Here is a 13,794-nt window from a genome sequence, read left to right as displayed (position 1 = left end):
GAATCCTCTGCGTAATTCGTAAACCTAGCTGTTAAACCGCGGCAGCACCGGAAACAATCTCGGTGAGCTCCTGTGTGATGCTTGCCTGACGCGCTTTGTTGTAAACTAAATTCAGCTCTTTGATCATGTTACCGCCGTTATCAGTTGCAGCTTTCATTGCAACCATACGTGCGGCCTGCTCACTGGCCAGGTTTTCCACCACGCCCTGGTATACCAGCGCTTCGATGTAGCGCCGTAATAAGGAATCCAGTAACGCTTTAGGATCGGGTTCGTAAATATAATCCCAGCTCTTTTTCTTCATGGTTTCATCATCGCTTGGCGGCAATGGCAATACCTGAACAATAATCGGAGCCTGGGACATCGTATTAATGAACCGGTTAGTTACAATATACAGCTTGTCCAGACGACCTTCGTCGTAAGCCTGAAGCATGATTTTTACTGAGCCGATAAGGTCAGACAGCGAAGGTTCATCACCCATGCCGTTAACCTGAGCAACCACATTCCCGCCCACTGCGGAAAAGAATGACGCTGCTTTGGACCCGATAAGAGCCAGATCAGTCTGAACACCTTTATCAGCCCAATCTTTCATCTCAACAATCAGCTTCTTGAACAGGTTAATGTTCAGGCCACCACACAAACCACGGTCGGTAGAAACAACCAGGTACCCGACACGTTTAACCTCACGCTCTTCGAGGTATGGATGTTTGTATTCCAGATTACCTAATGCAATGTGACCAATCACACTGCGGATGGTCTCTGCATAAGGACGGCTGGCCGCCATCCGGTCCTGCGTTTTACGCATTTTGGACGCCGCGACCATCTCCATCGCTTTTGTGATCTTCTGCGTATTTTGTACGCTAGCGATCTTCGAACGTATCTCTTTTGCGCCGGCCATTTGCTCTCCTCATGAACCAGACGGCCTGCGCTGTTCACACAGGCCGTTTAGTATTACCAGGACTGAGTTGCCTTGAAGGTATCGAGGACGTTTTTCAACTTCGCTTCGATATCATCGTTATAGCTACCCGTCTGGTCGATTTCTTTAAGAAGATCAGCATGTTCACGCATGGCATAGCCAATCAGTGCTGCTTCAAACGGCACGACTTTAGATAATTCGATATCTTCCAGGTAACCACGCTCAGCTGCATACAGTGACAGAGACTGTTGTGCCACTGACATTGGTGCATACTGTTTCTGCTTGAGCAACTCGGTAACTTTCTGACCGTGGTCAAGTTGTTTACGGGTTGCATCATCAAGGTCAGATGCGAACTGTGAGAACGCCGCCAGTTCACGATACTGTGCCAGTGCGGTACGGATACCCCCGGACAGTTTTTTCATGATCTTAGTCTGTGCAGCACCACCCACACGGGATACAGAGATCCCCGGGTTAACCGCAGGACGGATACCGGCGTTGAACAGGCTCGATTCCAGGAAGATCTGACCATCAGTGATGGAGATTACGTTCGTCGGAACGAACGCGGAAACATCCCCGCCCTGAGTTTCAATGATAGGCAGTGCGGTCAGTGACCCAGTCCGGCCTTTCACTTCACCTTTCGTGTACGCTTCCACATATTCTGCGTTTACACGCGCAGCACGCTCCAGAAGACGGGAGTGCAGGTAGAAAACGTCACCCGGGTATGCTTCACGTCCTGGCGGACGGCGCAGCAGCAGGGAAATCTGACGGTAAGCAACAGCCTGTTTAGATAAGTCATCATAAATGATTAACGCATCTTCACCGCGGTCACGGAAGTATTCACCCATCGCGCAACCAGAATACGGTGCCAGATATTGCAGTGCCGCAGATTCAGACGCACTCGCCACGACAACAATCGTGTTAGCCAGGGCATTGTGTTCTTCTAATTTGCGGACAACGTTTGCAATAGTGGATGCTTTCTGACCAATCGCAACGTAAATACATTTGATTGCAGAATCACGCTGATTGATGATTGCATCGATTGCCAGAGCAGTTTTACCCGTCTGACGGTCACCGATGATCAACTCACGCTGACCACGACCGATAGGAATCATCGCATCGACAGATTTGTAACCGGTTTGTACAGGCTGGTCTACAGACTGACGCTCGATAACACCCGGTGCGATAACTTCAACAGGTGAGAAGCCATCGTGGTCAAGCTGACCTTTACCATCAATAGGCTCACCCAGAGTGTTGACCACGCGGCCTAACAGACCACGGCCAACCGGAACTTCCAGGATACGACCGGTACACTTAACTTTCATGCCTTCTGCTAAGTCGGCATACGGACCCATAACAACCGCACCAACAGAGTCGCGCTCTAAGTTCAGTGCAATTGCATAACGGTTACCCGGCAGAGAGATCATCTCACCCTGCATAACCTCGGCTAAACCGTGGACACGAATGATACCGTCATTGACGGAAACAATCGTACCTTCGTTGTGAGCCTCGCTCACAACATTGAACTGAGCAATGCGCTGCTTGATCAGTTCGCTGATTTCGGTGGAATTCAGTTGCATATGCTCCAGTCCCCTTAAGACTGCAAGACGTCGGTTAAACGCTCGAGTCGATTGCGAATGCTGTTGTCGATGACAAGGTCACCTGCTCGCAATACAAACCCCGCGATAACAGACTTATCAATTTTGCAATTCAGCTTAACTTTGCGTGACAGACGTTTTTCCATCGCTGCAGAAATTTTCGCCAGCTGCTGTTCATTGAGCTCAGCGGCTGAAGTGACTTCAACTTCAACAGTTGACTCCAGCGCAGCCCGCAGTGATGCGAACTGACGGCAAACTTCCGGCAGGGTCACTAAGCGCCCGTTCTCAGCCATGATACGAACCAGGTTCTGAACATGCTCATCGATTTGATCACCGCATACAGTAATGAACGCCTGAGCTAAGGTTTCCGGAGCAAACGAACCGGAAATCAGATCTTCGATCTGCTCATTGCGTGTCACTTCAGCGGTGAACGAAAGCATATCCTGCCATTTTTCAACGGCCCGGTTTTCCACAGCAAAGTCAAAAGCTGCTTTGGCGTAGGGGCGAGCTACAGTAACGATTTCAGACATGCCCCATCCTCCTTACAGTTCAGCGACAAGTTTATCAACGATGTCGCTGTTAGCAGCTTCATCCACGGTACGTTCAATAATTTTCTCGGCACCCGCGACAGCTAAAATGGCGACCTGCTTGCGTAACTCTTCCCGTGCCCGTTTGCGTTCGGCGTCAATTTCCGCCTGTGCCTGAGCAACGATTTTGCTACGCTCAACTTCCGCTTCTGCTTTTGCTTCATCGATAATCTGAGCGCGTTGTTTATTCGCTTGATCGATAAGGGCAGATGCTTCCGCTTTCGCTTTTTTCATTTGGTCGGTCGCATTGGCTTGCGCTAAGTCCAGGTCCTTTTTAGCACGTTCTGCGGAAGATAAACCGTCAGCAATTTCTTTTTGACGCTTTTCAATGGCCGCCATAATCGGTGGCCATACAAACTTCATACAGAACAAAACAAACAGGACAAACGCGATGGCCTGGCCGAGGATTGTTGCGTTAAGATTCACAGCACAATACCTCTTTTGTTAATTGAGTTGATGTAAATATCAGGGTGAAGCCGCGTCACTACGCGACCGCAAACATTACATACAAGCCCAGACCCACAGCGATCATCGGGATGGCGTCAACCAGACCCATAACGATGAAGAACTGCGTACGCAGCAGAGGGATTAAATCAGGCTGACGAGCAGCACCTTCCAAAAATTTCCCACCGAGGATGCCGATACCGATCGCAGCACCGATAGCCGCCAGGCCCATCATTACAGCGGCAGCCATGTACAGCAGATCCATATTCAGGTTTTCCATGACAGTCTCCAAGTTTGTTTCAGTTAAATCACAGTTTATTGATAATAAAAATTAGTGCTCTTCAGATGCCATCGACAGATAGACGATCGTCAGAACCATAAAGATAAAGGCTTGTAACGTAATAATCAGTATGTGGAAAATAGCCCACGGAAGGCTCAGTAACCACTGTGACCACCACGGTAGCAGACCTGCAATAAGAATGAAGATCAGCTCACCTGCATACATGTTACCAAACAGTCGGAGACCGAGTGATACCGGTTTTGATAGCAGGCTTACCCCTTCCAGAATCAGGTTGACAGGAATGAAGATAGGATGGTTAAAGGGCTGTAATGTCAGCTCTTTAGCAAATCCTTTCACGCCTTTCATCTTGATGCTGTAAAAGAGGATAAGAACAAATACACCAATCGCCATCGACAGTGTGATACTTACATCTGCGGTCGGAACGATACGCAGAGCAGGTAAACCGAGGATGTGTTCACCGATATACGGAATGAAGTCGATTGGTAATAAGTCCAGTGCGTTCATCAATAGCACCCACACGAACACAGTTAATGCGAGAGGTGCAATAACCTTGCTCTTGCCGTGATACATATCACGTACGTTGCTATCAACAAAGCCGATAAGCATTTCTACCGCAGTCTGAAATTTCCCGGGAACGCCACTTGTCGCTTTCTTTGCCACTCTTCTGAAAAGCCATAAAAATAAAATACCTAATATGACTGAGAAGAAGAGGGAGTCAATGTTCAGCGTCCAAAACGATGGAGTAACGTTCGCATGGGGATTGACCAACTCGAAAGTATTCAGGTCCAGCTGAAGGTTATTCAGGTGTCCACCGATATACTCTTTTGTGGTTAAACTTTCTCCTGATGCAGACATGATGCCTCTTACCCTTTGTTGTTAAAACCGCTAACGGCTTAGCACGGCCGGTGCAATAATCTGCACAAAAAGCACCGCTAAATAGGTCAGTACAAGTGGTACAACTGCCGCTTTAAACACTCCTAAAGCAACCATCAGTATTGCTATCGCAAGGATAACTTTAAACCCTTCCCCCAGTACAAAAAACCATGCAATCCGGTACGACTGTAATTCCTCGTACGCTTTCTGCCGGTTACTAACCAGCAAAAAAAATCGCATTCGGTATCCATGCAGCAACTCCCCCGGCCAGCGCGGAAGCACCCCATTCGATACTTTTTATGCAAAAAAGCGCACTAAGTACAACAAACGTCATAAACTGCAAAAATAACAGTTTTTTAGTCAATTTTCCGTTGAAAAGGGAGACAGACATGACATTTATTTTCCCCGTATGCACCTTTAGAGTCAGGCTTACTGATGATGTATAAAACTGCCTTTGCGCGAGAGTGTCAAGAGACAAAAACGTGCAAATTATACGGGCAGTCAGATTGTTTTCAATCAATAAGTAGCGAAAAAGTGAATAAAAAATTAATTTCTCTGCATCCACCACAAATCGTATAAAAAAGAGAGTCTACCTTACCTCAGAATACGATGCGCGACTCATTTTTGAAACGTGATAAAAATCACATAACATAAAATACATTAGTTGAATTAACATTTTATAGCGATTAACGATAGTTAAAATAGTAATACCAATCAACCAGTTAATTAAATATTTAAATGACAATCTGATATTTACAGATTAATTTTAAATTAAATAATTTTTTTTTTAAAAAATAGATTATCGGGAAAATTTGCCTGCCCGCATTTTTCCGGTATAAAAACAGACCAATGTTTACTCTGTCACCAGTTGTCATTTTGTAACGTCACCGTTACGCATTTTATTTTCAAACCGGTAAAAATAAAGGGGCGGTGCAGAAAATGCGCTGACTCCGACCCCTTAAATATATTTCAGTTTTTTGATGTACAGCAAACTCAATTTACTTTAAGAACGACCAGATGGCGTTGTTCATCAAGTTGCGGAACCGATAATTTCTCCACATTCACCAGAGAAATACCTTCAGGTAACCGGGTCAGTTCCTCTTGCGGAACACTTCCTTTCAGTGCAAAAAACCGTCCGTTCTCTTGCGCAGACAAATGCCGGCACCATTTGAGCATATCGTCCAGTGAGGCAAATGCCCGGCTGATGACACCGTCAAACCGTTCCCCCTGATACTCTTCCGCACGACACTGAACCGGCTCGATGTTTGTCAGTCCCAGCTCATGCTGAACCTGCTTAAGAAAGCGTATGCGCTTGCCCAGGCTGTCCAGAAGGACAAAATGTGCATCGGGGCGGACAATCGCCAGCGGAACCCCCGGCAGACCGGCCCCCGTACCGACATCGATAAACCGGTTGCCGGTCAGGTGCGGATTAACAACGATGCTGTCCATGATATGGCGTACCAGCATCTGTTCCGGCTGACGTACCGATGTCAGATTGTAGGCTTTGTTCCACTTGTGAAGCATGTCCACATAGCCGACCAACTGCTGTTTTTGCTGATCGGTCAGCCGGATATCCGCACTGCGCAGCAACGCAGACAATTGTTGGTGTAAATCATTCATCACTTACGCACTCCGCCGCAAAAGTCCCTGTTTTTTCAGCCAGATCAGCAAAATTGAAATGGCTGCCGGTGTGATACCTGAAATCCTGGAAGCTTGTCCGATGGATGTCGGTTTATGATCGATAAGTTTGGCCACGACTTCGTTAGAGAGGCCGGATACCTGGCGGTAATCAATATCAGCCGGCAGTGTGGCATTTTCATTGCGCAACTGACGCTGAATTTCTTCCTGCTGACGTGAAATATACCCTTCATATTTCACCTGAATTTCCACCTGCTGAGCAGCAACCGGAGAATCGACACCCGGGGCAAATGTACTCAGGGTCATCAGTCCCGCGTAGTCAATTTCCGGACGACGGAGAAGATCTTCCCCGTTAGCTTCTTTTGACAGCGGAGTATTGAGGATCGCATTGATCTCTTTGACTGATTCCGATTGCGGATGTACACGAATATCGCGCAGGCGCTGACGTTCTTTTTCGATCAACTCCATTTTTTCGCAGAAATGAGCCCAACGGGCATCATCCACCAGCCCTAATTCACGACCGGTTTCGGTCAGACGGGCATCGGCGTTATCTTCACGCAGCATCAGGCGGTATTCCGCACGGGACGTAAACATCCGGTACGGTTCTTTGGTGCCGAGCGTACAGAGATCGTCAACCAGTACGCCGATATATGCCTGATCACGGCGCGGGAACCAGCTTCCTGTTCTGTCGCATAACGGGCTGCATTCAGTCCTGCCAGCAGGCCCTGAGCCGCAGCCTCTTCGTAACCTGTCGTGCCGTTAATCTGACCGGCAAAGAACAAGCCGTGCAGATGTTTGCTTTCCAGCGTTTGTTTCAGGTCACGGGGGTCAAAGAAATCATATTCGATGGCATAACCGGGACGGACAATTTGTGCATTTTCCAGGCCTTTCATCGAATGAACGATTTTCATCTGCACATCGAACGGCAGGCTGGTGGAGATCCCGTTAGGGTAAATCTCATTGCTGGTCAGCCCTTCAGGCTCCAGGAAAATCTGATGCTGATTACGATCAGCAAACCGCATCACTTTATCTTCAATGGACGGGCAGTAACGCGGCCCGATCCCTTCGATCACACCGGCGTACATCGGGCTGCGATCTAAATTCTGACGGATAACATCATGGGTTTTTTCATTGGTGTACGTGATGTGGCACGGCATCTGTTCAGGATGCTGATCCACATTTCCCATGAACGAGAAAACCGGCTCCGGATTATCACCGTATTGTGCTGCCAGCTGAGCAAAATCAATAGTCCGTGCATCAATACGTGGCGGTGTGCCTGTTTTCAGACGACCAACACGCAGCGGCAATTCCCGCAGACGGTGTGACAGGGAGACAGACGGCGGATCACCGGCACGGCCACCGCTGTAGTTTTCCAGTCCGATATGAATTTTGCCGTCCAGGAATGTCCCGACTGTCAGCACAATAGATTTTGCCCTGAATTTCAGTCCCATTTTGGTTACAGCACCGGTCACTATATCGTTTTCAACGATAAGATCTTCAACCGGTTGCTGGAAGATAGTCAGGTTAGGCTGATTTTCCAGAGCCATTCTGACGGCTTGCCGGTAAAGCACACGGTCAGCCTGGGCACGGGTGGCGTGAACAGCCGGTCCTTTGCTGTTATTGAGTGTTCTGAACTGAATACCGGCGCAGTCAGTGGCATGTGCCATCAGACCGCCCATGGCATCGATCTCTTTTACCAGATGTCCCTTGCCGATCCCACCGATAGCAGGGTTGCAGGACATCTGACCCAGAGTGTCGATATTGTGAGTCAGCAAAAGAGTTTGACGACCCATTCGTGCAGCAGCCATTGCAGCTTCAGTACCGGCATGGCCACCACCGATAACTATGACGTCAAAATGATCCGGATAAAACATGTTAAAACCTTCATTACAAAATGCAGTTGTGCATCGGGGAAAAGAATATAACTCAACTCGTGGCATCTGACCATGTGCGGTATGAGCGGTGTAATTATTTAAAGATCTTTTTATTTAAAGATCTCTTTATTAGATCTTTTATTAGGATCGTGACCTTCTGTGGATAAGTTAAAAATCCCTATACAGATCATTAAACTGTAAAGGATCCTTTCCTGTGAGGTTCCGTTGATCCCGGCACGTATAAGCTGGGGTTAAAAGACCTGTTTATCCACAGGGGGGTAGGAGAGGCGATCTTATTCAGTGAATAACTACGGGTTGATCGCAGGTTGATCCCAGAGTTATCCACATCTGACTGCTGTTTTTATCAGCAAATCAGCACAAATTTATCCATTCTTTGATCCAGATCTCCGCGGGATCTTCAGGAATCTCATGTTTCTGGATATCTATTTCGAGTGATTCACCGATTTTTTGCGCACCCAGAGAAGCAAGAAGCGTATCGAGCGTCCGGATTGCACCGCAAAAAGTATCATATTCACTGCTGCCGATCCCGATAGCACCATAGCGGATGCTGCTCAGGTCAGGTTTCTGCTCACGCAGGGCGTCAGCGAATGGCTGAATATTTTCAGGAAGGTCACCTGCGCCATGCGTTGATGCGACGATTAACCAGGTGCAGTTCTGCTGCGGGACATCATTCAGTTCAGGGCCATGCTGTATATCAGTGGTAAACCCGCTGTTATCCAGTATTTCCGCAACATGCTCAGCGACATATTCTGCGCTGCCCATTGTACTTCCGCTGATGAGTGTAACTGTGGTCATGGTGATCCCCTGCTGTAAAGAGCCGACATTGTACTCTGTGAAACAGCTGGGATCTACCTGTGGATATTGTGGTTATAACATTTTTTTTCTTACGGGTGGATCGTTCGTATGATCGGGTTTTGTAAGGAGATAAGTGTTTCGGTGGACTGTATCTCATCAATACTCTGGATCTTGTTGATAAGTACATCCTGAAGTGACTCGATCGTTTTACACATCACTTTAATAAAAATGCTGTACTGCCCGGTGGTGTAATAGACTTCAACCACCTCTTCAAGCTTATCGAGTTTTGTCAGAGCGGTGGGATAGTCTTTGGCACTTTTCAAAATGATGCCGATAAAACAGGTCACATCAAAGCCCAGGTGCTTTGCACTGATATCCACCCGCGTCCCGGTGATGATACCTGCCTGCTTCATTTTTTCGACGCGGACATGAATGGTTCCCGGACTGACGGCGAATTTTTTAGCTAATTCCGCATAAGGTGTGCGGGCATTTGCCATTAAAGCGTGAAGTATGTCACGGTCCAGATTATCGATCTGATAAATTTCGGTCATTTTAAGCCCTCTAAATTAGCGAAAATTCATTTTAGACGCCTTTAAAATGAATTTTATAAATGGTAAAGGGTATTTTTGATAAAGTATATTGAATTTATACCCTATTCTGTTGCTTAATCTATCTCACAGGCAATACATGTTCCGCATAACAAGGATTATTATCATGGAAAAATCATTCATCCGACAGCAGCAGCAAATCAGCTTCGTGAAATCTTATTTTTCACGTCTGCTGGAAAAACAACTGGGCCTGATTGAAGTTCAGGGTCCTATCTTAAGCCGCGTGGGTGATGGTACTCAGGATAATTTATCCGGAAGTGAAAAAGCGGTTCAGGTGAAAGTTAAATCATTGCCGGGCTCAACCTTTGAAGTTGTACATTCACTGGCTAAATGGAAACGTAAAACCTTAGGGCGTTTTGATTTTCAGCCGGGACAGGGTTTGTACACTGATATGAAAGCGTTGCGTCCTGATGAGGATCGCTTAACCCCAATCCACTCTGTGTATGTTGATCAGTGGGACTGGGAAAAAGTGATGGCAGATGAGGAGCGTACCTTGCCTTATCTGAAGCAGACAGTGAGTAAAATATATCAGACAATAAAAGAAACAGAACTTGCAGTAAGTAAGGAATTTGGTCTGACACCGTTCCTGCCGGACCAAATTCATTTTATTCACTCTGAAGAACTGCTTGCACGTTATCCGGATCTTGATGCCAAAGGTCGTGAGCGTGCCATCGCAAAAGAGCTGGGCGCCGTCTTTTTAATCGGCATCGGCGGTAAATTATCACACGGTGAATCACACGATGTCCGCGCACCTGATTACGATGACTGGACGACTGAAAACAGCGACGGTTACAAAGGGTTAAACGGGGATATCCTCGTGTGGAACCCGGTATTACAGGATGCGTTTGAGTTATCTTCCATGGGGATCCGCGTGGACCCGGTTACACTGGCCCGCCAGCTGGATCTGACCAGTCAGCAGGAGCGCATGGAGCTGGACTGGCATAAAGCGCTGGCTGCCGGTGAAATGCCGCAGACTGTCGGTGGCGGGATTGGTCAGTCGCGTCTGGTGATGTTATTGCTGCAACGCAGCCATATCGGTCAGGTACAGTGCAGCGTCTGGGCACCGGAAGTGCGCGAAACTATCGCTGATATGCTGTAAATGTTCCCGGTGAGCTGACCGGCTCACCGTCTGAATTGGCGTAGCAAACGTGTTTTTAAGCCGGTATCGAAGCGCCAGATGTGGTCAAAAATACGCATGATACCGGGCTTTCCGTAATGGGACAGGGCTACCGCATGGAAGCGGTGTTTCCCCTGTAACTGTGAGTGTTTTACCTGTTTTACCACGTCATCCGGCAACCGCTGGGCAATAAAATCAGACATCACAACCACATCCGCATCACGCCACTGCGGCATCTCCAGCCGTTTTGCTGTTTCTGCCAGACAGGACGCCAGATCAGTTCCGCCTTTAAAACTCTGCAACAGAAAGCGGGTCATTTGTTCGATACCATCCCGGTCCAGAAAATCATAATGTACCTGTTCTGTGGAGAAGAGCATCACATGGCACTGACGGTTATCCGCCATCGCTATTTTCACCAGTGCCAGACAAAATGCTTTGGCGCAGCGTTCATTGAAGCCTCCCATAGAACCGGAAGTATCTATACAGATAATGAATGGTCCGCGTGGCTGCTTTTCATCATGATGATGAACAACCGGACGCATTACCTGACGCTCCTGCCAGTGGTCGCCTTGCAGGCGATAGGTATATAATTGTTTTTCCGCCAGTTTCCGGTAGAACTCCAGCTCCAGCTCACTTATACCGAGAAACGCCAGTTCAGCCGGCAGCAGGCGCAGTACATCATCACTCAGCCCGACGCCGCTGACTTCTTCCGGTGTAAAATCCGGTACCTGTTCTGTCACTATGAATGGCTCAAGTATATGGCTCTCTTCCGGAACGGATTTTGCTGTCTGACTGCGCCCCAGCAGCGACGCCAGTTTTTCCAGCTCCGGCTGGGATTTCAGAAACTCGCTGTAGCGCAGCAGAAGATCATCTGTTTGTTTAGGTTGCCTGAGTGATCCTTTCGCCAGATCCCACAACTTACCGGAAGCACGATCATTTTCACTGATAAGGGGATCTAAATTACCGCTCAGAGCCAGATGTTGCTGAAGCTCAGCCAGTAATTGTTCTTTTTCCTGCTCCAGAATTTTTTTGTGGTATGTCGTAACCTGCAGGATAAGGCTCAGCCGCCAGCGCTGGTTAAATAAAATCTGATGTGAGGTAGTTTCCTGCTCATCGCGGTGCAGGCGGTGCGCTTCCGGTGAAAACGGGGAGTTATTTTCTGACAGGGCTGTGAGCACACCGGGCAGCAGGCGGTAAAATTCCACGCGGTCAGCACTGATACTTTGCTGGTAAAGGCGGAATTCTTCTGCCAGCGCGGCCGGAACGAGCGCTTCTTTCACCCGCTCTTCCAGCGATTTCCGCCATGAAGGAAGGTCGTGTAATACCGCCCGCTTCAGACGAGGATGTTTTTCAAAAAACCAGGCTAACTGCGGGGCGGCTAATAATGTCAGCAGGATCTCTTCAATCAGCTCCCCTTCATTAATGGCCAGTGCCAGGTCCAATGCCGAAAGACTTAACACAGGTTACCGCTTATCTGGTGTGTCAGTTGTTCCAGGCGTTCTGTAACCGGCAGAAAGCTCTCTTCAATCAGGGCTATCCATTCATGGCTGATAAACAGCGCCGGCTGATGCTGTGCGAATAACTGGCGCTGTTGCACCAGTGACTGGCGGATAGGTGACAAGGTATCGAGCCAGGTTTGCCTCTGAATATCCGTCATCTGATGGTTTTCTCCGGCGGGAAACAGTGTGGAACTGCGCAGGCTGACATCACGCAGTATTAACTGTCCGTTATCATTAACCACCGCAGAAACAGACTGGGTAAATCCTATCCCGTTGAATTTCACTGCAATGTGCTCGCCTTTTTCAAAAAAGGTATCAAAAGCACTGCGCTCAATAACCACATGTGTGACAGTAATATCATGCAATGTGAGTGGCGTATGCAGAAAGAGTGTCAGTGCGCCGGGCGGCTGGTTATCCGGTAATGCATAACTGGCTTTGCGCGCGAAACGCCCTGAATTTTTGATGACAGCGAATGCATCCTGTAATTGCTGTGCTTGTGTTGCCAGCAGCCACTCCTGATAGTGTTTCTCCAGTTTCAGCAGCAGGCTGCGCTGCTGGTAAGCCTGTTCACTCATCAGTTGTGTCAGCAGTTGCGGGATGGATTTCAGCGAGGTCATATCATGCCAGAGGCAATCTTTCAGCAGGATAAGATCTAATGGTGTAATACTGCCGTGCCCGTTAAAAAAGGCACTGGCCTGTAACAGTCTCAGGGCTTTTTTCCAGCGGCGGTCAGAAATATAAGGCGCATTATCCAGCCGTTCAATATCGCGGCGTAACTGGTAAATAAGCTCGAATATCTGATCGGTCAGCACAATGCTGTCAATCTCAGTCTGCCACTGATGGTATTCTTCATCTGTAACCTGTAAATGTGTGGGGATCACGTCTTCAGGGACGCGCTGAGTATTGTTCAGCATGGCGCGGAAATTCTGTTTTTCCTGCAACTTATCGAGCCACAGCCGGATAAGCATCCGGTCATAAAGCGCTTCCAGGCTGCTGTCATTGTCCGGCAATTCATTCGATGCAGCCACCAGCAAGCGCATGGGAATAGTATCTTCACTGTTACCATTGCGGTACTTGCGTTCATTTATAGCGGTCAGCAGTGTATTGAGAATAGCCGGACCGGCTTTCCAGATTTCATCGAGAAAAACAATTTCCGCATCCGGCAGATAACCTTGTGTGATGCGCTGATATTTCCCTTCATCTTTCAATGCCTGAATAGAGAGAGGGCCGAAAATCTCTTCCGGTGTGGAGAAGCGGGTCATCAGATATTCGAACGCGCGGGCATGGCTGAATATTTGTTTCATCCGCCGTGCGATCATACTTTTGGCTATTCCCGGCGGACCGAGCAAAAAAACACTTTCACCACAGAGAGTGGCTAATAAACAGAGCCGGATGGCGTGCTGGCGTTCATACAGGCCGGTTTCCAGATGGCGGCTTAATAAAGCAATGCGTTCTGAACGTTGCATGGCGATCCCCGTAAATTTACTGATGCAGTTTCTGCCTTTATAAACTAAAAAAGCTACCGTGTT

General features: G+C 48.0%; 12 protein-coding genes and 2 pseudogenes. 1 reads left to right on the top strand and 13 read right to left on the bottom strand.

The genetic code is table 11. The features are described 5' to 3' along the window. Positions 1 to 31: 31 nt before the first annotated feature. The 11 genes and pseudogenes from atpG to asnC form a co-directional block, all read right to left on the bottom strand. Complete coding sequence (gene atpG / locus AYY17_RS05810) at positions 32 to 895, bottom strand: F0F1 ATP synthase subunit gamma (RefSeq protein WP_067422145.1); 864 nt, start codon at positions 893 to 895, stop codon at positions 32 to 34. Between the two features lie 53 nt (positions 896 to 948). After that, complete coding sequence (gene atpA / locus AYY17_RS05805) at positions 949 to 2,490, bottom strand: F0F1 ATP synthase subunit alpha (protein WP_067422143.1); 1,542 nt, start codon at positions 2,488 to 2,490, stop codon at positions 949 to 951. Between the two features lie 14 nt (positions 2,491 to 2,504). Further along, positions 2,505 to 3,038 carry a F0F1 ATP synthase subunit delta gene (gene atpH, locus AYY17_RS05800; protein WP_067399290.1) on the bottom strand — a complete coding sequence of 178 codons (534 nt, stop codon included), beginning with the start codon at positions 3,036 to 3,038 and terminating at the stop codon, positions 2,505 to 2,507. Between the two features lie 12 nt (positions 3,039 to 3,050). Further along, positions 3,051 to 3,521 carry a F0F1 ATP synthase subunit B gene (atpF, locus tag AYY17_RS05795; RefSeq protein ID WP_067368990.1) on the bottom strand — a complete coding sequence of 157 codons (471 nt, stop codon included), beginning with the start codon at positions 3,519 to 3,521 and terminating at the stop codon, positions 3,051 to 3,053. A 58-nt stretch (positions 3,522 to 3,579) separates the two neighbouring features. Further along, the gene (atpE, locus tag AYY17_RS05790; protein ID WP_000429386.1) at positions 3,580 to 3,819 is read right to left on the bottom strand and encodes a F0F1 ATP synthase subunit C; all 240 of its coding nucleotides are present in this window, start codon (positions 3,817 to 3,819) and stop codon (positions 3,580 to 3,582) included. Between the two features lie 51 nt (positions 3,820 to 3,870). Then, positions 3,871 to 4,695 (bottom strand): F0F1 ATP synthase subunit A, encoded by an 825-nt coding sequence (atpB, locus tag AYY17_RS05785; protein ID WP_067399287.1) that lies wholly within the window; start codon positions 4,693 to 4,695, stop codon positions 3,871 to 3,873. A gap of 30 nt (positions 4,696 to 4,725) precedes the next feature. Beyond that, a pseudogene (atpI, locus tag AYY17_RS05780) lies at positions 4,726 to 5,104 on the bottom strand (F0F1 ATP synthase subunit I). A gap of 602 nt (positions 5,105 to 5,706) precedes the next feature. Further along, the gene (gene rsmG / locus AYY17_RS05775; RefSeq protein WP_067422271.1) at positions 5,707 to 6,333 is read right to left on the bottom strand and encodes a 16S rRNA (guanine(527)-N(7))-methyltransferase RsmG; all 627 of its coding nucleotides are present in this window, start codon (positions 6,331 to 6,333) and stop codon (positions 5,707 to 5,709) included. Positions 6,334 to 6,336: 3 nt separating this feature from the next. Next, positions 6,337 to 8,225, bottom strand: a pseudogene (gene mnmG, locus AYY17_RS05770) (tRNA uridine-5-carboxymethylaminomethyl(34) synthesis enzyme MnmG). Positions 8,226 to 8,597: 372 nt separating this feature from the next. Continuing rightward, positions 8,598 to 9,041, bottom strand: coding sequence for an FMN-binding protein MioC (gene mioC, locus AYY17_RS05765; RefSeq protein WP_067422141.1), 444 nt, complete (start codon positions 9,039 to 9,041; stop codon positions 8,598 to 8,600). 89 nt (positions 9,042 to 9,130) lie between these two features. Beyond that, positions 9,131 to 9,592: a transcriptional regulator AsnC gene (asnC, locus tag AYY17_RS05760; protein WP_067368974.1), complete on the bottom strand. Its 462-nt coding sequence runs from the start codon at positions 9,590 to 9,592 to the stop codon at positions 9,131 to 9,133. 163 nt (positions 9,593 to 9,755) lie between these two features. On the opposite strand from asnC, the gene asnA reads away from it, so the two are divergent. Beyond that, entirely contained in the window at positions 9,756 to 10,748 is a 993-nt protein-coding gene (gene asnA / locus AYY17_RS05755; protein ID WP_067422139.1) for an aspartate--ammonia ligase, read from the top strand. Between the two features lie 23 nt (positions 10,749 to 10,771). On the opposite strand, the gene viaA is transcribed toward asnA, so the two are convergent. Then, positions 10,772 to 12,226, bottom strand: coding sequence for an ATPase RavA stimulator ViaA (gene viaA / locus AYY17_RS05750; protein ID WP_067422137.1), 1,455 nt, complete (start codon positions 12,224 to 12,226; stop codon positions 10,772 to 10,774). After that, positions 12,220 to 13,731 carry an ATPase RavA gene (ravA, locus tag AYY17_RS05745; protein ID WP_067422135.1) on the bottom strand — a complete coding sequence of 504 codons (1,512 nt, stop codon included), beginning with the start codon at positions 13,729 to 13,731 and terminating at the stop codon, positions 12,220 to 12,222. The genes viaA and ravA overlap by 7 nt, the downstream gene beginning before the upstream one ends. Positions 13,732 to 13,794: the final 63 nt, after the last annotated feature.

The sequence above is a fragment of the Morganella psychrotolerans genome (genome assembly GCF_001676055.1).
Taxonomy (GTDB): Bacteria; Pseudomonadota; Gammaproteobacteria; order Enterobacterales; family Enterobacteriaceae; genus Morganella; species Morganella psychrotolerans_B.
The sequence above is the reverse complement of the archived record's forward strand: the minus strand, read 5'-3'. Positions and strand labels throughout refer to the sequence as shown.